Annotated in this window: 21 protein-coding genes; 19 read left to right on the top strand and 2 right to left on the bottom strand. The window is 70.2% G+C overall.

Going from position 1 to position 23639, the window contains the following annotated elements; translation table 11 throughout:
- The first annotated feature begins 1 nt into the window (after window position 1).
- From secF to AN216_RS18740, 3 genes are all read left to right on the top strand, one after another.
- Window positions 2–1180 (top strand): protein translocase subunit SecF, encoded by a 1179-nt coding sequence (secF, locus tag AN216_RS18750; RefSeq protein ID WP_070197869.1) that lies wholly within the window; start codon window positions 2–4, stop codon window positions 1178–1180.
- A gap of 4 nt (window positions 1181–1184) precedes the next feature.
- Window positions 1185–1739, top strand: a complete 555-nt coding sequence (locus AN216_RS18745; protein ID WP_070197868.1) for an adenine phosphoribosyltransferase — start codon at window positions 1185–1187, stop codon at window positions 1737–1739.
- Window positions 1740–1878: 139 nt separating this feature from the next.
- A complete protein-coding gene (locus AN216_RS18740; RefSeq protein WP_070197867.1) occupies window positions 1879–4386 on the top strand; it encodes a RelA/SpoT family protein in 2508 nt (835 codons plus the stop codon).
- A gap of 66 nt (window positions 4387–4452) precedes the next feature.
- On the opposite strand, the gene AN216_RS18735 is transcribed toward AN216_RS18740, so the two are convergent.
- Together AN216_RS18735 and AN216_RS18730 are read right to left on the bottom strand one after the other, a co-directional pair.
- Window positions 4453–5682, bottom strand: a complete 1230-nt coding sequence (locus AN216_RS18735; protein WP_070197866.1) for a DUF349 domain-containing protein — start codon at window positions 5680–5682, stop codon at window positions 4453–4455.
- Window positions 5683–5852: 170 nt separating this feature from the next.
- Entirely contained in the window at window positions 5853–6668 is an 816-nt protein-coding gene (locus AN216_RS18730) for a peptidylprolyl isomerase (protein WP_070197865.1), read from the bottom strand.
- Window positions 6669–6812: 144 nt separating this feature from the next.
- On the opposite strand from AN216_RS18730, the gene AN216_RS18725 reads away from it, so the two are divergent.
- The 16 genes from AN216_RS18725 to AN216_RS27325 all read left to right on the top strand — a co-directional run bounded on the left by AN216_RS18725 (window position 6813) and on the right by AN216_RS27325 (window position 23364).
- Window positions 6813–7538: an MBL fold metallo-hydrolase gene (locus AN216_RS18725; RefSeq protein WP_070197864.1), complete on the top strand. Its 726-nt coding sequence runs from the start codon at window positions 6813–6815 to the stop codon at window positions 7536–7538.
- A gap of 11 nt (window positions 7539–7549) precedes the next feature.
- Window positions 7550–8809, top strand: coding sequence for a histidine--tRNA ligase (gene hisS, locus AN216_RS18720; protein ID WP_070197931.1), 1260 nt, complete (start codon window positions 7550–7552; stop codon window positions 8807–8809).
- 65 nt (window positions 8810–8874) lie between these two features.
- Window positions 8875–9522, top strand: coding sequence for a vitamin K epoxide reductase family protein (locus tag AN216_RS18715; RefSeq protein ID WP_070197863.1), 648 nt, complete (start codon window positions 8875–8877; stop codon window positions 9520–9522).
- Window positions 9523–9592: 70 nt separating this feature from the next.
- The gene (locus tag AN216_RS18710) at window positions 9593–10996 is read left to right on the top strand and encodes a replication-associated recombination protein A (protein WP_070197862.1); all 1404 of its coding nucleotides are present in this window, start codon (window positions 9593–9595) and stop codon (window positions 10994–10996) included.
- A 213-nt stretch (window positions 10997–11209) separates the two neighbouring features.
- Window positions 11210–11821: a 30S ribosomal protein S4 gene (rpsD, locus tag AN216_RS18705; RefSeq protein WP_244502527.1), complete on the top strand. Its 612-nt coding sequence runs from the start codon at window positions 11210–11212 to the stop codon at window positions 11819–11821.
- 252 nt (window positions 11822–12073) lie between these two features.
- A complete protein-coding gene (locus AN216_RS18700; RefSeq protein WP_079166746.1) occupies window positions 12074–12523 on the top strand; it encodes a DUF948 domain-containing protein in 450 nt (149 codons plus the stop codon).
- Window positions 12524–12531: 8 nt separating this feature from the next.
- Window positions 12532–12906: a DUF6167 family protein gene (locus tag AN216_RS18695; protein ID WP_070197859.1), complete on the top strand. Its 375-nt coding sequence runs from the start codon at window positions 12532–12534 to the stop codon at window positions 12904–12906.
- The gene (alaS, locus tag AN216_RS18690) at window positions 12906–15572 is read left to right on the top strand and encodes an alanine--tRNA ligase (protein ID WP_070197858.1); all 2667 of its coding nucleotides are present in this window, start codon (window positions 12906–12908) and stop codon (window positions 15570–15572) included. Before AN216_RS18695 ends, alaS begins: the two co-directional genes overlap by 1 nt.
- A complete protein-coding gene (gene ruvX / locus AN216_RS18685) occupies window positions 15572–16036 on the top strand; it encodes a Holliday junction resolvase RuvX (RefSeq protein WP_070197857.1) in 465 nt (154 codons plus the stop codon). Before alaS ends, ruvX begins: the two co-directional genes overlap by 1 nt.
- Before the next feature lie 140 nt (window positions 16037–16176).
- A complete protein-coding gene (gene mltG / locus AN216_RS18680; protein WP_070197856.1) occupies window positions 16177–17871 on the top strand; it encodes an endolytic transglycosylase MltG in 1695 nt (564 codons plus the stop codon).
- Window positions 17871–18728: a shikimate dehydrogenase gene (locus tag AN216_RS18675; RefSeq protein WP_070197855.1), complete on the top strand. Its 858-nt coding sequence runs from the start codon at window positions 17871–17873 to the stop codon at window positions 18726–18728. Before mltG ends, AN216_RS18675 begins: the two co-directional genes overlap by 1 nt.
- A gap of 130 nt (window positions 18729–18858) precedes the next feature.
- Window positions 18859–20043 carry a chorismate synthase gene (gene aroC / locus AN216_RS18670; protein WP_070197854.1) on the top strand — a complete coding sequence of 395 codons (1185 nt, stop codon included), beginning with the start codon at window positions 18859–18861 and terminating at the stop codon, window positions 20041–20043.
- The gene (locus tag AN216_RS18665) at window positions 20040–20552 is read left to right on the top strand and encodes a shikimate kinase (protein ID WP_070197853.1); all 513 of its coding nucleotides are present in this window, start codon (window positions 20040–20042) and stop codon (window positions 20550–20552) included. Before aroC ends, AN216_RS18665 begins: the two co-directional genes overlap by 4 nt.
- Window positions 20549–21643 carry a 3-dehydroquinate synthase gene (aroB, locus tag AN216_RS18660; RefSeq protein WP_070197852.1) on the top strand — a complete coding sequence of 365 codons (1095 nt, stop codon included), beginning with the start codon at window positions 20549–20551 and terminating at the stop codon, window positions 21641–21643. Before AN216_RS18665 ends, aroB begins: the two co-directional genes overlap by 4 nt.
- Window positions 21640–22095 carry a type II 3-dehydroquinate dehydratase gene (gene aroQ / locus AN216_RS18655; RefSeq protein ID WP_070197851.1) on the top strand — a complete coding sequence of 152 codons (456 nt, stop codon included), beginning with the start codon at window positions 21640–21642 and terminating at the stop codon, window positions 22093–22095. The genes aroB and aroQ overlap by 4 nt, the downstream gene beginning before the upstream one ends.
- 264 nt (window positions 22096–22359) lie before the next feature.
- Complete coding sequence (locus AN216_RS27325) at window positions 22360–23364, top strand: AAA family ATPase (protein WP_420855766.1); 1005 nt, start codon at window positions 22360–22362, stop codon at window positions 23362–23364.
- The last annotated feature ends 275 nt before the right edge of the window (window positions 23365–23639 follow it).

The following is a 23639-nucleotide window of genomic DNA, read 5'->3' as shown; positions in this document are numbered from 1 at the left end:
GATGTCACGGCTTGGTGAAGTTCGCCGCAAGCTCGCCCGCGGCGAGACGGACTACGACTTCGTCGGCAACCGGAAGCGCTGGTACGCCGTCACGGTGCTGTTGGTCATCATCGCGCTGGCCGGACTGGGCGTGCGCGGGCTGCAGATGGGCATCGACTTCCAGGGCGGTGCGGTCTTCACCACGCCGTCCACCCAGCTCTCCGTGGAGGACGCCCGCGGCATCGCGGAGAAGACCTCCGGCCAGGAGGCCGAGGTCCAGCAGCTGGGCGGGGACGTGCTGCGTATCCAGGTGACCGGCCTGGACACCGAGGAGTCCGGCGAGACACGTGCCGCTCTGGCCGACGAGATGGGCATCGCGGCGGAGAAGATCAACGCCGAGTTGGTGGGCCCCAGCTGGGGCGATCAGATGACCGAGAAGGCCTTCCAGGGCATCCTGATCTTCCTTGCTCTGGTGAGCGTCTATCTGGCCATCACGTTCGAGTGGCGGATGGCCATCGCGGCACTGGTCGCACTGCTGCACGACCTGGCGATCACCGTAGGGGTGTACGCCATCGTGGGCTTCGAGGTGACGCCCGGGACGGTGGTGGGCATCCTCACGATCCTCGGATACTCCCTCTACGACACCGTGGTCGTCTTCGACCGGGTCACGAGCAACACGCGGCACTTCGAGAAGCAGCAGCGTCACACCTACGGCGAGCTGGCCAACATGGGCGTGAACGGCACGATGGTGCGCTCTATCAACACCTCCGTGGTCGCCCTGTTGCCGGTCGGCGCGCTGCTGTTCATCGGCAGCGGACTGCTCGGCGGCGGGACGCTCAAGGACATCTCGCTCTCGCTGTTCATCGGTCTCACCGCGGGCACCTGGTCGTCGGTCATGATCGCAACCCCGGTGACCGTCGATCTCAAGTTCCGTGATCCCGCCGTTCAGGAACACACCCGGCGGGTGCTGGGCCGACGCGCCAAGGCCAGCGCGGGCCGCACGTCCGACGCGGGCGGCGCGGCACCGGAGGACGCGCACGACGACGAACCGGTCGACGAGGACGCGGAGCCGAGGGACGCACAGGAGGAACCTGCCGGGGTGGGCGGTCAGCGCGCCGCCCCGGAGCGCCGGCCCTCGACACGTCGTCAGCCGGCCGCACGGAACCGAAACCGTGGCCGTCCATCGGGAAAGCGCAGGTGACCGCATGACATTCGCCGTAGCACCAGAGGTGCGGGAGCTGCTGGTCAGCCGTATCCGGGACGTGCCCGACTACCCGAAACCAGGGGTGAAGTTCAAGGACATCACTCCGTTGCTCGCCGACCCGAAGGCGTTCTCCACACTGACCGAGACGCTGGCCGACGCCTGTGTGGAGTTCGGCGCGACCAAGGTGGTCGGTCTGGAAGCCAGGGGATTCATCCTCGCCGCGCCCGCGGCGGTGCGAGCCGGGATCGGCTTCATCCCCGTCCGTAAGGCCGGCAAGCTTCCCGGCGCGACGCTCGCCGAGTCCTACGAGCTGGAGTACGGCAGCGCCGAGATCGAGATACACGCCGAGGATCTCGCCGAGGACGACCGGGTCCTGGTCATCGACGACGTCCTGGCCACCGGCGGTACGGCCGAGGCTTCGCTCCAGCTCATCCGGCAGGCGGGGGCGCAGGTCGTCGGCGTCGCCGTGCTACTCGAACTGGGCTTCCTCGATGGCCGCTCCCGTCTGGCCCCCACGCTGGGGGCGGCTCCGCTGGAAGCGCTGATCACGGTCTGAGCGTGGGTGGTGCCCGCCGCCGGGGGCCTCCCCAGGAGGGCGGGCACCACCGAACCGCTCCATCGCCCGCGAGAGGCTGCCGTGCCCGTGAGGTCGTTACCATGGCAGTCCAAACGGGGTCCACCGAGGAGTAGTGCACGTGCCAGACGAGGCCCAGCCACTCACCGCCGCCCAGCGCCAGGACGCGGAATCCGGGCTCCCGACCGAGGGGAGCGGTGGCGGCGCCAGAAAGCAGCAGAAGCCGTCCGCCGGGGATGGCGCGTCGGCGGCTGTCTCGGGAGCCGAGCCCTCGGACGCCCCGTCGCACGGCTCCTCGGCGCGTCCCGTGTCCGGGGTCTCCGGTCGTTCCGGCTCGTCGAACCGCGTACGCGCGCGGCTGGCCCGGTTGGGCATGCAGCGCGCCAGTCCGTTCAACCCGGTTCTGGAGCCCCTCCTGCGGATAGTGCGCAGCAACGATCCGAAGATCGAGTCCGCCACCCTGCGCCAGATCGAACGCGCCTACCAGGTGGCCGAGCGCTGGCACCGGGGCCAGAAGCGCAAGAGCGGCGACCCGTACATCACGCACCCGCTCGCCGTGACGACGATCCTGGCCGAGCTGGGCATGGACCCCGCGACGCTTATGGCGGGTCTGCTGCACGACACGGTGGAGGACACCGAATACGGCCTCGAGACCCTGCGCAGGGACTTCGGCGACGCGGTGGCGCTGCTCGTGGACGGCGTCACCAAGCTGGACAAGGTGAAGTTCGGCGAGGCCGCCCAGGCCGAGACCGTACGCAAAATGGTCGTCGCCATGGCGAAGGACCCGCGTGTGCTGGTCATCAAGCTGGCGGACCGGCTGCACAACATGCGCACGATGCGCTATCTCAAGCGGGCGAAGCAGGAGCAGAAGGCCCGCGAGACGCTGGAGATCTACGCCCCGCTGGCCCATCGACTGGGCATGAACACCATCAAGTGGGAGCTTGAGGACCTGGCGTTCGCGATCCTCTACCCGAAGATGTACGACGAGATCGTGAGGCTCGTCGCCGAGCGGGCGCCCAAGCGGGACGAGTACCTCGCCGTCGTCACCGACGAGGTGCAGGCGGACCTGCGCGGTGCCCGGATCAAGGCGACGGTCACCGGACGACCCAAGCACTACTACAGCGTGTACCAGAAGATGATCGTGCGGGGCCGGGACTTCGCGGAGATCTACGACCTGGTCGGCATCCGCGTCCTGGTGGAGACCGTCCGCGACTGCTACGCCGCGCTCGGCACCGTGCACGCCCGCTGGAACCCGGTGCCCGGCCGGTTCAAGGACTACGTCGCGATGCCGAAGTTCAACATGTACCAGTCGCTGCACACGACGGTGATCGGACCCGGCGGCAAGCCGGTGGAACTCCAGATCCGCACGTTCGACATGCACCGCCGCGCCGAGTACGGCATCGCGGCGCACTGGAAGTACAAGCAGGAGGCGGTCGCGGGAGCCTCCAAGGTGCGCACGGAAGCCCCCAAGAAGTCCGGGAAGGGCGCGGAGGGGGACACGTTCAACGACATGACGTGGCTGCGCCAACTGCTCGACTGGCAGAAGGAGACCGAGGACCCGGGCGAGTTTCTGGAGTCGCTGCGGTTCGACCTCTCTAGGAACGAGGTCTTCGTCTTCACTCCGAAGGGCGACGTCATCGCGTTGCCGGCCGGGGCGACACCGGTGGACTTCGCCTACGCTGTGCACACGGAGGTCGGTCATCGCACCATCGGGGCACGGGTCAACGGTCGCCTGGTGTCTTTGGAGTCCACCCTGGACAACGGCGATTTGGTGGAGGTGTTCACCTCCAAGGCGTCCGGCGCCGGCCCCTCCCGGGACTGGCTGAACTTCGTCAAGTCGCCCAGGGCTCGTAACAAGATCCGCGCCTGGTTCACCCGCGAGCGCCGGGACGAGGCGATCGAGCAGGGCAAGGACGCCATCGCGCGAGCGATGCGGAAGCAGAACCTCCCCATCCAGCGCATCCTGACCGGTGACTCGCTGGTCACCCTCGCGCATGAGATGCGGTACTCCGACATCTCCGCGTTGTACGCCGCCATCGGCGAGGGACATGTCACCGCGCAGAGCATCGTCGAGAAGCTCGTCCACGCGGTCGGCGGTGAGGACGCGGCCAACGAGGACATCGCGGAGACCACACCGCCACTGAACAAGGGCAAGCGTCGGACCAACGCGGACCCGGGCGTCGTGGTCAAAGGCGTCGACGACGTCTGGGTCAAGCTCGCCCGCTGTTGTACGCCCGTGCCCGGCGACCCGATCATCGGCTTCGTCACCCGGGGCAGCGGAGTGTCGGTGCACCGTGCCGACTGCGTCAACGTCGACTCGTTGTCCCGCGAACCGGAACGGATTCTCGAGGTCGAGTGGGCCCCCACCCAGTCCTCGGTCTTCCTGGTCGCCATCCAGGTCGAGGCGCTCGACCGGTCCCGGCTGCTTTCCGACGTCACCAGGGTGCTTTCGGACCAGCACGTCAACATCCTGTCCGCGGCGGTGCAGACCTCCCGTGACCGGGTGGCCACCTCCCGCTTCACCTTCGAGATGGGCGACCCCAAGCATCTCGGCCACGTGCTCAAGGCGGTGCGTCGGGTGGAGGGCGTGTACGACGTGTACCGGGTGACGTCGACCCGCCGCCCCTGAGCGTCCCCTCGGCGCAGGAAGCGCCGTGTGCACCCGGTACGGCGGGTCGCGTTCTCGGCCGAGCCGTCAGCCGCCGAACTCCTCCAGGCCCTTCTGCGCCTGGTCGAGCAGCGCCTGTCGCCCCGCCAGCTCCTTCTCCAGCTTCTCGGCCTTGGCGGAGTTGCCCGCCGCACGGGCCTGCTCCACCCGCGCCCGCAGCGAGTCGACCGCCTCCTGCAGCTGTCCGGTGAGCCCCGCAGCCCGGGCTCTGGCCTCCGGGTTGCTCCGCCGCCACTCCACCTCTTCCGCTTCCTGAAGGGCGCGTTCGACGGCGTGCAGGCGGCTCTCGATCTTCGCCTTGCTCTCCCGCGGCACATGGCCGATGGCGTCCCACCGCTCGTTGATCGACCTGAAGGAGTGCCGCGCCGCCTGGAGGTCGGTGATCGGCAGCAGCTTCTCCGCTTCGGCGACCAGCTCCTCCTTGTGCGTGAGGTTCTCCCGCTGCTCGCTGTCCCGCTCGGCGAACGCCTCGCCCCGAGCCTGGAAGAAGACGTCCTGCGCGCCGCGGAAGCGGCTCCACAGATCCTCCTCGTGCTCGCGTTGCGCACGGCCCGCGGCCTTCCACTCGCGCATCAGCTCGCGGTACTTCGCAGCGGTCGGTCCCCAGTCCCGGGACCCGGAGAGCGCCTCGGCCTCGGTGACCAGCTTCTCCTTACGCTGTCGTACCTCCTCCCGCTGGTTGTCCAACTGCGCGAAGTGGGCCTTGCGGCGCTTGGAGAAAGTGGACCTGGCGTGCGAGAAGCGGTGCCACAGCTCGTCGTCGGTCTTCCGGTCGAGTCGTGGCAGGCCCTTCCAGACGTCCACGAGCGCCCGCAGCCGCTCGCCGGTCGGGCGCCACTGGTCGCTTGTCGCCAACTGCTCCGCTTCGGCGACCAGCTCCTCCTTGGCCTGCTGCGCCTCCTCGGTCTGCTTTGCCCGGTGCGCCTTGCGCTCCTCGCGGCGCTTCTCCACCTTCGACGCGAGCCGATCCAGGCGGGTCCGCAGGGCATCCAGGTCGCCCACCGCGTGGTGCGCGTCGACCTGTTCACGCAGGTGCTCGATGGCCGTGTTGGCGTCCTTGGCGGACAGGTCGGTGGTCTGCAGCCTGCGCTCGAGCAGGTTGATCTCGACGACCAGTCCGTCGTACTTGCGCTCGAAGTAGGCCAGAGCCTCCTCGGCGGACCCGGCCTGCCACGAGCCGACGACCTGCTCGCCGTCCGCCGTGCGTACGTACACGGTGCCCGCCTCGTCGACACGGCCCCACGGGTCGCCGCTCACAGCGCCTCCTCACATGACGTCCAGCGAGGATCGCGGCCCCCTGGCGTCGTCCACAGTCTCGTATGGCCAAGATAGGTGAAGGGCGGCCACGCTGTCCGCATCCAGCGTGGTGGAAATTCCCGACCCGGCACCGAGGGCGTTCCCGACACGGGCACCCCCGGCGCCGGGGGTCAGCCCTTCGTGACCCGCGCCTTGTCGATCATCACGGTGGCGTTCGGCGGGCCGTCCGGGGCGCCGTTGGCGGTACCCGCCTTGACGATCTTCTGCAGCACCTTCATGCCGGACTCCGAGACCGTGCCGAACGGGGTGTACTTCGGGGGCAGCTTGCTCTTCTTGTGCACCAGGAAGAACTGGCTGCCGCCGCTGTCCTTCTTCCCGGTGTTGGCCATAGCCACCGTGCCGGCCGGGTAGACCCCGCCCTTCAACCGAGGGTCATCGAGGTTCTCGTCCGGGATGGTGTAGCCCGGGCCGCCCATCCCGCGGCCGGTCGGGTCGCCGCACTGCAGCACACCGAGCTGCTTGTCCGTGGTCAGGCGGTGACACGGAGTGTGGTCGAAGAACTTCTCGTCGGCCAGGAAGCGGAAGGAGTTCACCGTGTGAGGCGCCTTCTCGGCGTCCATCTCGATGGGGATGTCACCGCAGGTGGTCTGCAGGGTCATCTCGTACGACGCCGACTCGTCGATGGCCAGCTTCGGTTCCTTCTCCCACTGCTTGCCGTTCGGCTTGCCCTTCGCGGGATCGTCACACGGATCAGGCGCCTTGCTGGGCTTGTTGGGCTTGTCCGCGGCGTTCTCCTTGGACTCCTCGTCGCCGTTCAGACCGCCGGTCGCGGCATAGGCCCCGCCCGCCGCCAGAGCGAGCGCCATTCCGGCGGCGATGAGCGAGTTGCGAATCCGGGCCTTGCGCCGGGCGTCGGCACGGCGTTCCTGCTGACGCAGGAACTTCTCGCGTGCGAGCTGCTTGCGGCGCTGCTCACTGCTGACCACGGGTCGTCTCCTTCGGCACAGCGTACGTACATGGGTGAGGACTGACTTGGCGAGTACCGTATTACGGGTTCGCGGCGCCCGTACCAGCACCGGTAGGCTCGCGGACAATCAGTCAGCAGTTTCACCGTCGGACGAAGGACGATCGTGCTCGTTGCCGGGTTCCCCGCCGGGGCCTGGGGGACCAATTGTTATCTGGTCGCCCCCGCCGCTGGCGAGGAGTGCGTGATCATTGATCCGGGCCATCAGGCCACCGAGGGCGTCGCGGAGACCGTCGCCAAGCACCGGCTCAAGCCGGTCGCGGTGGTCCTCACCCATGGCCATATCGACCATGTGGCCTCCGTGGTCCCGGTGTGCGGCGCACACGACGTGCCCGCCTGGATTCACCCGGCCGACCGCTACATGATGAGCGACCCGGAGAAGGCGATCGGTCGCGTCATCGGACAGCCGCTGATGGGCGAGCTGACCATCGGGGAGCCGGACGACCTGGCGGAACTGACCGACGGCGCACGGCTGGACCTGGCGGGCCTGGAGCTCACCGTGTCGCACGCGCCCGGGCATACCAAGGGGTCGGTGACCTTCCGGATGCCCGAGCAGGCGGATGTTCCGCCGGTGCTGTTCTCGGGCGACCTGTTGTTCGCCGGCTCCATCGGACGTACCGACATGCCCGGTGGTGACCACGACGAGATCCTTGGCTCGCTGGCACGCGTCTGCCTGCCGCTGGAGGACTCCACCGTGGTGCTCGCCGGACACGGGCCCCAGACCACCATCGGCCGTGAGCGCGCCACCAATCCCTTCCTACGGGAGGTCTCCGCCGGCGAACCCGGCGGCGGGCCTGGCGGAGACGCGAGCGCCGCCCGACGAGGAATGTGACCAAGAACCCCGTGAACGCTTTCTCCGCCCCTAAGGGCACCTACGATCTGCTTCCGCCCAACTCCGCCGAGTTCCTCGCGGTGCGCGAGGCCCTGGCCGCGCCGCTGCTGCGGGCCGGCTACGGCTACGTCGAAACCCCGGGCTTCGAGCACGCCGAGCTGTTCGCCCGAGGAGTCGGGGAGTCCACCGACATCGTCTCCAAGGAGATGTACACGCTCTCCACCCGGGGCGGCACCGAGTTGGCGCTGCGTCCCGAGGGCACCGCCTCGGTGCTTCGTGCCGCGCTGCAGGGCAGTCTGCACCGTGGCGCCCTGCCCGTGAAGCTGTGGTACTCCGGCTCGTACTACCGCTACGAGCGTCCGCAGGCTGGCCGTTACCGGCACTTCTCGCAGGTCGGCGCGGAAGCCCTGGGGGCTGAGGACCCCGCGCTGGACGCCGAGTTGCTCATCCTGGCCGATGACGCGTACCGCTCACTTGGCCTGCGCGGCTTCCGGCTGCTGCTCAACTCCCTCGGTGACCGGGAGTGCCGGCCCGTGTACCGCGCGGCGTTGCAGGACTTCCTGCGTCAGCTCGACCTGGACGAGGACACCCGCCACCGGATTGACATCAACCCGCTGCGGGTGCTCGACGACAAACGGGAGAGCGTACGCGAGCAGTTGGCCGGCGCCCCGCTGGTCGGCGACTACCTGTGCGAGTCCTGCAAGACATACCACGAACAGGTGCGGGAGCTGGTGCGTGCGGCGGGCGTGACCTTCGAGGACGACCCGCGGCTGGTGCGCGGGCTCGACTACTACACCCGAACCACCTTCGAGTTCGTGCACGACGGCCTCGGTTCGCAGTCCGCCATCGGCGGGGGCGGGCGCTACGACGGTCTCTCCGAGATGATCGGCGGGCCGGCGTTGCCCTCGGTGGGGTGGGCGCTCGGCGTGGACCGTACGGTCCTGGCGCTGCGGAAGGAAGACGTCGAGCTGGATCTGTCCACGACTCCGCGGGTGTTCGCCGTGCCGCTGGGTGACGAGGCGCGGCGGGTGCTGTTCGGAGTCGTCACGGCGCTGCGCCGGGAGGGGATCGCCGCCGACTTCGCCTACGGTGGCAAGGGCCTGAAGAACGCCATGAAGTCGGCCAACCGCTCGGGCGCCGCGGTCGCGCTCGTCCTGGGTGAACGCGACCTCGCCGAGGGCCTGGTCCAACTCAAGGACCTGGCGACCGGGGAACAGAGCCCCGTACCACTCGATCGAGTGGCTACCGCACTGCGCGGGAAGGTCGGTTAATCCGGGGGTGGTTGGTCCATAATGGACGCCGCTCTGCTGTCGAGGTACGACGGGACGAATCACCCATGACCACCACCGCGCCACTCGCCAACGCTCGGGCTCACCCGGACCGGCCGCCGGGGGGTGCGGTGGGTGCCCGTCCGGGGCTGGCCTGGTTGCTGATCGTCAGTGGCGCGGCCGGTCTGCTCGCCTCCTGGGTCATCACGGTGGACAAGACCAAGATCCTCGAGGCCAAGGCGGAGGGTGACACCTTCACCCCCGGGTGCAGCCTCAACCCGGTCGTCTCCTGCGGCAACATCATGGAGAGCGACCAGGCGTCGGTCTTCGGCTTCTCCAATCCGATCCTGGGCCTGGTCGCGTACGGCATCCTGATCTGTGTCGGGGTGACCCTGCTGGCCGGGGCACGCTTCCCCCGCTGGTACTGGCTCACGCTGAACGCCGGCTGCCTCTTCGGCGTGCTCTTCGTGACGTGGTTGCAGTACCAGTCGCTGTACGAGATCAACTCGCTCTGCCTGTGGTGCTGCCTCGCCTGGGTCGCCACCATCTTCGCGTTCTGGTACGTCACCGGTCACAACATGCGGCAGGGCATGCTCCCCGCGTCCGGGGGACTGAAAGGCGTCGTGGGCGAGTTCCACTGGGTGGTTCCCGTGCTGCACGTCGGGGTCATCGGCATGCTGGTGCTCACCCGCTGGTGGGACTTCTGGACGAGCTGACCGGGACCGTCCGTTCCGCGTGAGCCGACCGATGAGCGGACTGTCAGTGCTGTGACTTAGGGTTACGCGGGTGGAGCCAGACCTGTTCACCGCAGCCGCCGAGGATCGTCGAGCCAAGGATCCGACCGTCAGTCCGCTGGCGGTGCGGATGCGCCCTCGTACGCTCGACGAGGTGGTCGGCCAGGAGCACCTGCTGCACGCCGGCTCGCCGCTGCGCCGGCTGGTCGCCGCGGGCGGGGAGGGGCCGGCCGGACCCTCCTCGGTGCTGCTCTGGGGACCGCCCGGCACCGGCAAGACGACCCTGGCGTACGTCGTCAGTCAGGCCACCGACAAGCGGTTCGTCGAGCTTTCGGCGATCACCGCCGGGGTCAAGGAGGTCCGTGCCGTCATCGAGAGCGCCAAGCGGTCGTCGGGCGCGTACGGCACCGAGACCGTGCTCTTCCTGGACGAGATCCACCGCTTCAGCAAGGCCCAGCAGGACTCGCTGCTGCCGGCCGTGGAGAACCGCTGGGTCACGCTGATCGCGGCGACCACCGAGAATCCGTACTTCTCGGTGATCTCCCCGCTGCTGTCCCGCTCCCTGCTGCTCACCCTGGAGCCGCTGGAGGAGGAGGACGTGCGTGGGCTGCTGCGCGCCGCGGTCTCCCAGGAGCGGGGGCTGGGCGGAGCAGTGGAACTGCCCGCCGACGCGGAGGCGTATCTGTTGCGGATCTCCGGTGGTGACGCCCGCAGAGCGCTCACCGCCCTCGAGGCGGGCGCCGGCGCGGCGCTGGCGAAGGGCGAGTCGAGCGTGTCGCTGGCTTCCCTGGAGGAGGCGGTGGACCGCGCGGCGGTGACGTACGACCGGGACGGTGACCAGCACTACGACGTCGCCAGCGCGTTGATCAAGTCCATCCGCGGCTCGGACGCGGACGCCGCCCTGCACTACCTCGCCCGGATGATCGCCGCGGGGGAGGACCCGAGATTCATCGCACGCCGACTGATGATCGCCGCCAGCGAGGACATCGGGTTGGCCGATCCGACCGCGCTGCAGACGGCGGTCGCGGCGGCCCAGGCGGTAGCGATGATCGGCTTCCCGGAGGCTCGGATCACGCTCGGCCACGCCACGATCGCGTTGGCTCTGGCGCCCAAGTCCAATGCCGCGTGCACGGCGATCGACGCGGCACTCGCGGACGTACGGGCCGGCCTGGCCGGACCGGTGCCCGCGCATCTGCGGGACAGCCACTACAAGGGCTCGGCCTCCCTGGGGCATGGCAGCGGCTACCAGTATCCGCACGATCTGCCCGGCGGGATCGCCGCGCAGCGGTACGCCCCGGAGGCGGTCCACGGCAAGCGGTACTACGCCCCGACCCGTCACGGCGCTGAGGCACGGTACGCCGAGGTCGCCCAGCGGGTCCGGGCGCGGTTGCGTGGCGAGTCGGAGACGTCCGGGGGAAGCGGCCGGACCGCGGGGGAGCGTCCCCGGGACGAGTGATCGTGGCCACGCGGAATAACCGGCGCGCCCGTTACGCTGGACCGCGCGAGTGTTCGTACGCGCTCGACGGCGCTCCGCCGTCGGGCGCCTTCCATGGGACGCGGCTGACCCGGTCCCGCACGTCGGGTGCGGTGGACAAGGGGGTCCCGGTAGAAGTATGCGCGACGCTCAACTAAGGTAAGGCTCACCTAATGAATGCGAGGTCTGTTCACCGTGAACCAGTCGCGTCCCAAGATCAAGAAGTCCCGCGCGCTGGGTGTCGCGCTGACCCCGAAGGCCGTCAAGTACTTCGAGCAGCGCCCCTACCCGCCCGGGCAGCACGGCCGTGGCCGTAAGCAGAGCAGCGACTACAAGGTGCGGCTGCTGGAGAAGCAGCGGCTCCGCGCACAGTACGACATCAGCGAGCGCCAGATGGTGCGTGCCTACGACCGCGCGCGCAAGGTCGACGGGAAGACGGGCGAGGCCCTGATCGTCGAACTGGAGCGCCGCTTGGACGCACTGGTCCTGCGCTCGGGGCTGGCCCGCACCATCTACCAGGCGCGTCAGATGGTGGTGCACGGTCACATCTCCGTCAACGACCGGAAGGTGGACAAGCCTTCCGTGCGGATCCGCCCCGACGACGTCGTGCGGGTGCGGGAGCGGAGCCGCGCCAAGCACCCGTTCCTGGTCGCCCGGGAGGGCGGGTACGCGCCCGACGGAGAGACCCCGCGGTACCTCGAGGTGAACCTCGAGGCGCTGGCGTTCCGGCTGGATCGGGACCCGAACCGCAAGGAGATCCCGGTCGTCTGTGACGAGCAGTTGGTCGTGGAGTACTACGCCCGCTGACCAGCACGGCACGCGGCTACCCGGGCGCCGTACGGACAGGCCGCTGTCGGTACGGCGCCCGGCCGCTCCGTCGTACGGCGCGGTCCGAGCGGTCGGTCGAACTCCCGCTTCCCGTGCGGACGGGAGCGGAAACGCGGTACGGATGCCCGCCTCCGGCGCGATAAGGTCGGTATCCCGCCGCGTACCGGGAGCGGACCGAACCGGGAGACGGCGACTGACCAACCCCGTACGACCCGAAGGAAGCGGTGCAGCGTGTCCGGTGGAGAAGTGGCCGGCCTCCTCGTGGCCGTCTTCTGGGCGATCCTGGTGTCGTTCCTCGCCGTGGTTCTGGTGAGGCTCGCACAGACGCTCAGGGCGGCGACCAAGCTGGTGACCGGCGTGACGGAGCGAGCGGTTCCGCTGCTCGGAGAGGCTTCCGCGACCGTGCGGTCGGCTCAGAGTCAGCTGGAGAAGGTGGACACCATCGCCAGTGACGTCCAGGAGGTCACCTCCAACGCCTCCGCGCTGTCCACCACGGTCTCCTCCGTCTTCGGCGGCCCCTTGGTCAAGGTGGCGTCCTTCGGGTACGGCGTGCGTCGAGCTCTGGGCCGCGAGCAGCAACCGACAGGTGGCACCGCCGACTCCGGCCGCCGCAGTAAGATCGTTCCGGGGCGTACGGTGCCGGGCGCCCGTCGTGCCGGACGCGGCCGGGGAAGGGGCTGATCCGCGCCATGTTCCGACGTGCCTTCTGGTTCACCACCGGCGCCGCCGCCGGAGTGTGGGCCACCACCAAGGTCAATCGCAAGCTGCGTAGCCTGACGCCGGAGTCGCTCGGCGCGCGTGCCGCCGACAAGGCGGTCGAGACCGGTCACCGGATGCGTGACTTCGCGCTCGAGGTGCGCACCGGCATGGTGCAGCGCGAGGACGAACTCAACGACGCGCTCGGCCTGCAGGCTCCCATGGACGCCGAGCACCCCGTGCTTCCCGCCCGGCCCCAGCCCCGGCCGGGGCTCGGCGAGGCGCGGCCCGGACCGGGGCCGGCGCGGGGCGACACGACATATCCGGCACTCCCAGCACACCCGTACGATCGGAAAGAGGACCACTGATGGAGTCGGCTGAAATCCGCCGCCGCTGGCTGCGCTTCTTCGAGGAGCGTGGGCACACCGTCGTGCCGTCGGCGTCACTCATCGCGGACGACCCGACGCTGCTGCTGGTCAACGCGGGCATGGTGCCGTTCAAGCCGTATTTCCTGGGCGAGGCCGCGGCTCCGTACGACCGCGCCACGAGCGTCCAGAAGTGCGTGCGGACCCCGGACATTGAGGAGGTCGGCAAGACCACGCGGCACGGCACCTTCCTCCAGATGTGCGGAAACTTCTCCTTCGGGGACTACTTCAAGGAAGGCGCCGCCAAGTTCGCCTGGGAGCTGCTCACCACCTCCCAGCAGGCCGGCGGTTATGGCCTCGACCCGGAGCGGCTGTGGATCACGGTCTACGAGGAGGACGACCAGGCGGAGCGGATCTGGCGGGACCTCGTCGGTGTCCCGGCGGAGCGCATCCAGCGGATGGGCAAGGACGAGAACTACTGGGACATGGGCGTCCCGGGGCCCTGCGGCCCGTGCTCCGAGGTGCACTACGACCGCGGTCCCGAACTCGGCCCGGAGGGCGGCCCGGCGGTCAACGACGAGCGCTACGTGGAGATCTGGAACCTGGTCTTCATGCAGTACGAGCGCGGCGCCGGCGAAGGCAAGGACTACCCGATCCTCGGGGATCTGCCCAAGCAGAACATCGACACCGGCCTCGGCCTCGAGCGTTTGGCGATGATCCTGCAGGGCGTCCCCAACCTCTTCGAGATCGACACCTCTCGGATGGTCATCGACAAGGTCACCGAGCTGACCGGGGTGCGCTACGGCGCGAGTGACCACAGCGACGTCTCGCTGCGGGTCGCCGCCGACCACATTCGTACGGCCATCATGCTCATCGGAGACGGTGTCACACCGGGCAACGAGGGTCGTGGCTACGTCCTGCGCCGCCTCATGCGCCGGGCCATCCGCAACATCCGCATTCTCGGCGCCGCCGGGCCCACCGTCGCGGAGCTGACCGACACCGTGGTCCGGGCGATGGGGCCGCAGTACCCGGAGTTGGTCGAGGACCACCAACGTATCGAGACAGTCGCGGTCGCCGAGGAGGCCGCGTTCCTGAAGACCCTCAGGGCCGGCACCAACATTCTGGACAGCGCGGTCACCGAGACCCGTTCCGGGGGCGGCACGGTGCTTCCCGGCGACAAGGCGTTCCTGCTGCACGACACCTGGGGCTTCCCGATCGACCTCACCCTGGAGATGGCCGCCGAGCAGGGCCTCTCCGTGGACGAGGCGGGCTTTCGGCGGTTGATGCGGGAGCAGCGGGAGCGGGCCAAGGCGGACGCCAAGTCCAAGAAGCAGGGGCACGCCGACCTGTCCGCCTACCGACAGGTGGCGGACGCCACCGGGACCACCGAGTTCACCGGCTACTCCGCCACCGAGGGTGAGGCGTCCGTCCTCGGTCTGTTGGTCGACGGCGTCAGCGCCCCGGCCGCACACGAGGGCGACGAGGTCGAGGTGGTCCTGGACCGTACGCCGTTCTACGCCGAGGGCGGCGGTCAGCTGGCCGACACCGGGCGCATCCGGCTGGTCGACGGCGCGGTCGTGCAGGTGCGGGACGTGCAGCAGCCGGTGCCCGGAGTGAGCGTGCACAAGGGCGTGGTCCAGGTCGGGGAGGTGACGGTGGGCGCGGGCGCGTACTGCTCCATCGACCTGAACCGGCGCCGCTCGATCGCCCGGGCGCACAGCGCCACGCACCTCACGCACCAGGCGTTGCGGGACGCGCTGGGCCCCACGGCCGCGCAGGCGGGCTCGGAGAACGCCCCGGGCCGGTTCCGTTTCGACTTCGGCTCACCCTCCGCCGTGCCGGGCGGGGTGCTGCTGGACGTCGAGCAGCGGATCAACGAGGTCCTGGGTCGGGAGCTCGACGTCTCCGCCGAGGTGATGTCCCTCAACGACGCGAAGAAGCAGGGCGCGCTCGCGGAGTTCGGTGAGAAGTACGGCGAGCAGGTGCGGGTGGTGAGCATCGGCGACTTCTCCAAGGAGCTGTGTGGCGGCACCCACGTGCACAACACCGCTCAACTCGGGCTGGTGAAGCTGCTCGGGGAGTCCTCCATCGGCTCCGGGGTACGCCGGGTGGAAGCGCTGGTGGGCATGGACGCCTATCACTTCCTGGCGCGTGAGCACACCGTCGTCTCTCAGCTCACCGAGTTGATCAAGGGTAAGCCGGAGGAGCTGCCGGAGAAGGTTTCGGGGATGCTCGGCCGACTCAAGGACGCCGAGAGGGAGATCGAGCGGTTCCGCGCCGAGAAGGTGCTGCAGGCTGCCGCCGGCCTCGCCCAGGAGGCGAAGGACGTACGGGGCGTGGCACTGGCCGCCGGCCGGGTGCCGGACGGCACCGCCGCCGACGACCTCCGTACCCTGGTGCTCGACGTGCGGGGGCGTATCCAGGGCGGCCGGCCCGCGGTGGTGGCGCTGTTCACCGTGACCAACGGGCGTCCGCTGACGGTCATCGCCACCAACGACGCGGCACGTGACCGTGGTCTGAAGGCCGGCGACCTGGTGCGTACGGCCGCCAAGGCGCTGGGCGGTGGTGGTGGCGGCAAGCCGGACCTCGCCCAGGGCGGGGGCCAGGACCCGGAGGCGGTCGAGCAGGCCATGGCGGCGGTGGAGCGCCAGGTGACGGAGAGCGCCTGATGCGACGTGGTCGACGCCTGGCGGTGGACGTCGGGGATGTCCGGATCGGGGTCGCCAGCAGCGACCCCGACGGGCTCCTGGCGAGTCCGCTCGAGACCGTGCCGGGCCGCGACCTCCCCGCTGCCCACCGGCGGCTGGCGGCGCTCGTGGAGGAGTACGCGCCACTCGAGGTGCTCGTCGGCCTGCCCCGCTCGCTGAACGGTGGGGAGGGCCCGGCCGCGGCCAAGGTGCGCGCCTTCGCCGAGCGACTGGCTCGTGGCATCGTACCGGTGCCGGTGCGTCTGGTGGACGAGCGTATGAGCACCGTCACGGCGGCGCGGGAGATGCGGGACTCCGGGGTCAGCAGCAAGAAGGGGCGCTCACGCGTCGATCAGGCCGCCGCGGTGGTCATCCTGCGCTCCGCGCTGGAGACCGAACGCACCTCCGGGCAGCCGCCAGGCCAGTGCGTCGAAGTGGTTGTCTGATCGCGATGCGGTAACGTGCCGCGCGACATGGCAGCGGTTCGAACACCTGCCGCACAGGCGGGCAGTTCGGGGTCGTGCGACCGCGTAGCATCGCGCGGCACGGCACAGGACCGCTGCCGCTCCATGGCGCGAGGGGATCGATGACTGAGTATGGCCGGGGCCCGGGCTCCCAACCGTGGCATCCCGAGGACCCGTTGTACGGGGACCCGGGATGGGACGGTGGCCAGCCCGCAGCACAGCAGGGCGGGTGGGAGCCGTACACTGGCCAGCAGTACGAACAGTCGTACGATCAGCAGTACCAGGGCTATCAGTACCAGCAGTACCCCGCGCACCAGGATCAGGGCTTCGCCGGGTCGCCGGACGCGTACTACCAGGATCCTTACCAGAGCTCCTATCAGGGCCAGGCTTTCCCCGGCGGGGGATACCAGGACCAGCCGTACCACGACCCGCACCAGCAGCAGGCGTACCAGAGTGGCGGTCACTACCACCCGGCGCAGCAGCCGTACGCCGGCTGGGAGGCCCAGGGCGGCGCGGACCCGTACGGTACCGGTCCGCAGCCGCACGTCTACGGCACGGGTCAGCATCCCGGCTACCACTCCACGGGGGAACCAGGGCAGACAGCGCGCCCTGGCCCTGCTGGCCCGGGCGGCGCTGGCTTCCCCGACCCGGAGACCGGTTGGGACCCGGGGCCCGACCAGGGAGAGCACGCGTTCTTCGCGGGTGGGGACGACCCGGACGACGGTGGTGCCGACGCGGAGGACGGTGACGACCGCCGTGGCCGGCGGGGTGGCAAGCGCCGCAGCGGTTGCGCGTGCCTCGTCGTCACCGTGCTGCTCGCGGGCGGTGTCGGCACACTCGGATACTTCGGCTACCAGTTCTACGAGTCCCGGTTCGGCCCGGCGCCGGACTATTCCGGAAACGGAAGCGGAACCGTACAGGTGGAGATTCCGAAGGGGTCGTCACTGTCCGATATGGGGAACATTCTGAAGAAATCCGGCGTGGTGAAGAGCCACGACGCCTTCGTGGACGCCGCGGACGAGAACACGAAGTCCGCTGGAATTCACGCCGGGGTCTACACCCTGCAAAAGCAGATGTCCGCCAGCGCGGCCATCGAGATGATGCTCGACCCGAAGAGCCAGAGCGGCCTCATCGTGCCGGAGGGACTGCGGGCCACCGAGATCTACGAGCTGATCGACAAGAAGCTGGAGCAGAAGAAGGGCACCACCGAGAAAGCCGCCGAGGCGGGCGGCCTCGGGTTGCCGAAGTGGGCGAGAGGCAAGCCGGAAGGCCTGCTCTATCCCGCGAAGTACACCGTCGGGGACAACACCACTCCGAAGGGCCTGCTGCGGGACATGGTGGAGCGCGCCGAGTCCGAGTACGAGAAGCTCGGTCTGGAGTCCGCCGCGAAGAAGCGTGACATGACCCCACGGGAGACCGTGACGGTCGCCTCGCTGATCCAGGCCGAGGCACAGGAGGACGCCGACTTCGGCAAGGTCGCCCGGGTGATCTACAACCGCCTGGAGAAACCCATGAAGCTGGAGTTCGACTCGACGATCAACTACGCCAAGGGTGAGTCGAAGCTCAACACCACGGTCGAGGACACGAAGTTCGAGTCGCCCTACAACACTTATCTGCACGCGGGACTACCACCCGGTCCGATCGACAATCCCGGAAAACAGGCCATGGAGGCGGCACTTGAGCCGACCAAGGGTGACTGGCTGTTCTTCGTCAGCGTGAAACCCGGCGACACTCGCTTCACTGACAACCACGACGAGCACCTGCGGAACGTCAAGGCGTTCAACGAATACCAACGAGAGAAGCGGAACTCCGGCTGATGTCCGTACGACGGCGCGCGGCGGTGCTCGGCTCACCCATCGCGCACTCCCTCTCGCCGGTGCTGCACCGGGCCGCGTACGCGGAACTGGGCCTGGACGACTGGACGTACGAACGCTTCGAGGTGGACGAGCGCGGTATCGCCGCGTTCCTCACCGAGCTGGACGCGGACTGGGCGGGCCTGTCCCTGACCATGCCGCTCAAGCGCGCGGTCATCCCGCTGCTCGACGAGATCAGCGCCACCGCGGCCTCGGTGGAGGCCGTGAACACGGTGCTCCGCGCGCCGGACGGACGTCGCCTCGGCGACAACACCGACGTCCCGGGCATGCTGGCCGCCCTGCGTGAGCGCGGCGTGCGGCAGGTGGAGAGCGCCGCGGTGCTCGGCGCCGGCGCGACCGCCTCCTCGGCGCTCGCCGCGTTGGCACGTGTCTGTACGGGCACGGTCACCGCGTACGTCCGGGGCGAGGAGCGGGGCCAGGAGATGCGGCGCTGGGGCGACCGGCTCGGCGTACGCGTGCGTACGGTGCCCTGGGAGCGGGCCACCGAGGCGCTGGCGGCGCCCCTGGTCGTCGCCACCACGCCGCCCGGTGCCACCGACAGCCTCGCGGAGGCGGTGCCCCAGGGCCCGGGGGCCCTCTTCGACGTGCTCTACGAACCCTGGCCCACCCCGTTGGCCGATGTGTGGGACCGTCGCGGCGGCGCCGTGCTGGGGGGCCTGGACCTGCTCGTGCACCAGGCGGTGCTGCAGGTCGAGCGGATGACCGGGCGGACCCCCGCGCCCGTCCACGCGATGCGTGCGGCCGGGGAGGCCGCGCTCCGCCGGCGGGCGGCCGGCGGGCCCGCGGACGGAGTCGGCTGAGTTCCGGCCGCTCGGCTTGGCACCCGACGTCCGGTGGTCGGACGGCGGGGCGGGACGCGTCCCGTACGTGGGATGATCGGCGGCAGGCAGAGGACGGCGCCGGTCGACGGCGCGAGAGCGAGGAGCACCGTTGAGCAGGTTGCGCTGGCTGACCGCGGGGGAGTCCCACGGACCCGCGCTGGTGGCGACCCTGGAGGGACTGCCCTCCGGAGTGCCGGTCAGCACGGACATGGTGGCGGACGGACTGGCCCGGCGCCGGCTGGGATACGGCCGGGGCGCGCGGATGAAGTTCGAGCGCGACGAGGTGACCTTCCTGGGCGGCGTGCGCCACGGCCGTACGCTCGGCTCGCCGGTAGCGGTGCAGGTGGGAAACACCGAGTGGCCCAAGTGGGAGCGGGTGATGGCGGCTGACCCGGTGGACCCCGAGGAACTCGCCAGCCTCGCCCGTAACGCGCCACTGACCCGCCCCCGCCCCGGGCACGCTGATCTCGCCGGGATGCAGAAGTACGCCTTCGACGAGGCCCGGCCGATCCTGGAACGAGCCAGCGCCCGGGAGACCGCGGCCCGGGTGGCGCTCGGCACGGTCGCGCGGTCCTACCTGCACGCCACCGCCGGGATCGAACTCGTCTCGCACGTCGTGGGGTTGGGCGCGGCCGCCGCGCCGCACGGAGCGCTTCCGGCGCCCTCGGACGCCGCCGCCTTGGACGAGGACCCGGTGCGATGCCTGGACGCGGAGGCCAGCGCCGCGATGGTGGCCGAGGTGGACCGCGCGCACAAGGAGGGCGACACGCTCGGCGGTGTGGTCGAAGTGCTGGCGTACGGCGTACCGGTGGGGCTCGGCTCGCACGTGCACTGGGACCGGCGGCTGGACTCCCGGCTGGCCGCGGCACTGATGGGCATCCAGGCGATCAAGGGCGTCGAGATCGGGGACGGCTTCGAACTGGCCCGGACGCCCGGGTCCCGGGCACACGACGAGATCCTCGTCACCGAGGACGGCATCCGCCGGGCCTCCGGCCGCTCCGGCGGCACGGAGGGTGGCCTCAGCACCGGCGAACCGCTACGCGTACGGGCGGCCATGAAGCCGATCGCGACGGTGCCCCGTGCCCTCGCCACCGTCGACGTCGCCACCGGGGAGCCGGCCCAGGCACACCACCAGCGCTCCGACGTCTGCGCGGTGCCGGCCGCCGGAATCGTCGCCGAGGCCATGACGGCCCTGGTGCTCGCGGACGCCGTGGCCGAGAAGTTCGGCGGCGACAGCGTGACCGAGACCCGGCGCAACATCACCGGTTACCTCGACGGACTGGAGATCTCGTGACCCCCGCCGTAGTGCTCGTCGGCCCCCCGGGCGCGGGCAAGTCCACGGTCGGCCGGCTGCTCGCCGAACGGCTCGGTGGCACCTTCCGGGACACCGACGCCGATGTCGTCGCCATGGCCGGCAAGCCCATCGCGGATATCTTCTACGACGAGGGCGAGGAGCACTTCCGTCAACTGGAACGCACGGCGGTGGACGCCGCGGTCGCGGACCACTCGGGAGTGCTGGCCCTCGGTGGCGGCGCGGTCGTCTCCGCGCCGAACCGGGAGCGGCTGGCCGGGCTGCCGGTGGTCTTCCTCGACCTGCCCCTCGCCGACGCGGTCAAGCGGGTCGGGCTGGACGCCCCGCGCCCGCTGCTGACCATCAACCCACGGCAGCAGTGGCGCGCCCTCATGGAGGAACGACGACCGCTCTACACCGAGGTCGCCCGCGCGGTCGTCAGTACGGAGGGGCGTACCCCCGAGCAGGTCGCCCAGGCGGTCCTGGAGTCATTGGAGTTCGAGCAGGCATGACCAGTCCCACGCACACCCGGATCACCGTCGAGGACAGCGGTGGCGGCCCGTCGTACGACGTGCTCGTCGGGCACCGACTGCTCGGGGAACTGCCGGAACTCATCGGCCCCCAGGCCAAGCGGGTCGCCGTACTCCACCCGGAGGCGCTCGCCGAGACCGGGCAGGTGGTGCGTGAGGACCTCGAGGCCCAGGGCTACGAGGCGATCGCGGTGCAGCTGCCGAACGCCGAGGAGGCCAAGACGGTCGAGGTGGCCGCGTACTGTTGGAAGGCCCTCGGCCAGACCGGGTTCACCCGCGGCGACGTGCTCGTCGGCGTCGGGGGCGGCGCCACCACCGACGTGGCCGGTTTCGTCGCGGCCTGCTGGCTGCGCGGAGTGCGTTGGATCGCCGTACCGACCACCGTGCTGGGCATGGTGGACGCCGCGGTCGGCGGCAAGACCGGCATCAACACCGCCGAGGGCAAGAACCTCGTCGGCGCCTTCCACCCGCCGGCCGGCGTGCTGTGCGATCTGGCCGCGTTGGAGTCGCTGTCCGCGCACGACTACGTCAGCGGGCTGGCGGAGGTCATCAAGGCCGGGTTCATCGCCGACCCGGCCATCCTGGAGGTGATCGAGAAGGACCCGGAGGCGGCGTGCCGGCCGGACGGTCCGTACACCGCCGAGCTGATCGAGCGCTCCATCCGGGTCAAGGCCGACGTGGTCGCCGGCGACCTGCGGGAGTCCGGTCGACGGGAGATCCTCAACTACGGGCACACCCTCGCGCACGCCATCGAGCGAAACGAGCGCTACAACTGGCGGCACGGTGCCGCGGTCGCCGTCGGTATGGTCTTCGCCGCGGAACTCGGCCGTATCGCCGGCCGTCTCGACGACGCCACCGCGCAGCGGCACCGGAGCGTGCTCCAGGCCGTCGGACTCCCGGTGACATACCGCGGCGACCAGTGGCCGAAGCTGCTGGAGACCATGAAGGTGGACAAGAAGTCCCGTGGGGACCTGCTGCGCTTCATCGTGCTCGACGGACTGGCCAGGCCGGCCGTGCTGGAAGGGCCCGATCCGGCGATGCTGCTCGCGGCGCACGCGGAGATCGCCGCGTGAGCGCCCAACGGGTGCTCGTACTGAACGGGCCGAACCTGGGCCGGCTCGGCTCCCGCGAGCCGGACGTCTACGGCGCCACCAGCTATCCCGGACTGGTCCGGCGGTGCACCGCGCTCGGTGCCGAACTGGGCATGGCGGTGGACGTGCGGGAGACCAACGACGAGGCTGAGCTGGTCGGTTGGCTGCACGAGGCGGCGGACGGTGCGATCCCGGTGGTGCTCAACCCCGGTGCCTTCACCCACTACTCGTACGCCCTACGAGACGCCCTGGCGCAGCGCACGGCACCGGCCATCGAGGTGCACATCTCCAACCCGAGCGCCCGCGAGGAGTTCCGGCACACCTCGGTGGTGGCGGCGGTCGCCAGCGGTACGGTCGCCGGCTTCGGCATCGGTTCGTACACCCTCGCGCTGCGTGCGCTGGCTGACCTGACCGAACCCTCACCAGCGGACTGAGGACGGCCTGGGGCGGGCCGACTCGTCGGGACGAGCCTGGTGGACCGGTCAGGCCCGTGCGGCGGAAGCCCTGCGGGGAAGGTACCGTTCGGTTCTGACAATCACACGAGACGGATCGGGGCGCGGATGCAGGAGTACGGGGCTCAGCGACCGTTCCCCCCGGGGCGATTCGCCGGACAGGCGCCCGGCCCGCAGGTGCCTCCGCCCGATGGTCGGCCCNCCGCGAAGCCGGACCTGACCCATTCCCGTACGTCATCGAGGCTGATGTGCGCGGTGGGTACGGCCCGCCGCGCCGCCCAGTGCTTCGCGACGGTCGTCTTGCCCGCGCCAGCGGCACCGATCAGCAACACCGCCACGGCCGCGTGCGTAGCGTCCAGGGCTCCCGTGTCCGCCGTCGGATCGGGAACCTGTACGGGCGCCCCGGGGGGTAGCTGCACGTGTCCGGTCGAGTCGCCGGGCGCCGGACGGCCACCACCGGGTGCTCCCGGGGGCACCGCGCCGGGGGCGGATGTACGGTACAGCAGGGGCGCGGTGCCCGCACCCCAGGCGCCGCCGACGGCACCGCCGTCCGCCCCCGGCGCGGTGCCCCCGGGAGCACCCGGTGGTGGCCGTCCGGCGCCCGGCGACTCGACCGGACACGTGCAGCTACCCCCCGGGGCGCCCGTACAGGTTCCCGATCCGACGGCGGACACGGGAGCCCTGGACGCTACGCACGCGGCCGTGGCGGTGTTGCTGATCGGTGCCGCTGGCGCGGGCAAGACGACCGTCGCGAAGCACTGGGCGGCGCGGCGGGCCGTACCCACCGCGCACATCAGCCTCGATGACGTACGGGAATGGGTCAGGTCCGGCTTCGCGGACCCGCAGTCCGGGTGGAACGACCACTCCGAGGCCCAGTACCGCCTGGCCCGTCGGACGTGCGGATTCGCCGCCCGTAACTTCCTCGCCAACGGCATCTCCTGCATCCTGGACGACGCGGTCTTCCCCGACCGTCCCGTGATCGGCCTGGGCGGCTGGAAACGGCACGTGGGGCCCGGACTGATCCCGGTGGTGCTGCTGCCGGGGCTGGAGATCGTCCTGGAGCGAAACGCCGCCCGTACGGGCAACCGGAGGCTGGCCGACGAGGAAGTGGCGAGCATCCACGGCCGGATGGCCGGCTGGTACAGCTCGGGACTGCCGATCATCGACAATTCCCGACAGGACGTGGCCACCACCGCGCGCATGCTCGACGACGTCGTGGCCCGCAGTCTGACCAGTCCGCCGAACTGGTAGTGGCGACGGCGTCGGCAGCTCCGCGGCCACCCGCGGCCCGCGGTGGCCGCTGCCCGGGGCCCCGGCCCCTCAAGGTGGACCTCCTCGCGGTTCCGGCTCGCCCGCATGGCCCTGCCCGGACGGCCTCGTGGCGCCCGTAGCCGTACGCTCACGCTATGTCCGACGTGCACGTTTCCCGACGCGCCACCCTGCGCGAGCGCTGCGCCGCGCAGGGTGGCGCGACGGGCGCGCTCCTGCTCACCGGAGCGGCCAACATCCGGTATCTGACCGGCCCC

This window comes from Streptomyces oceani (assembly GCF_001751245.1).
GTDB lineage: Bacteria > Actinomycetota > Actinomycetes > Streptomycetales > Streptomycetaceae > Streptomyces > Streptomyces oceani.
The sequence above is the reverse complement of the archived record's forward strand: the minus strand, read 5'-3'. Positions and strand labels throughout refer to the sequence as shown.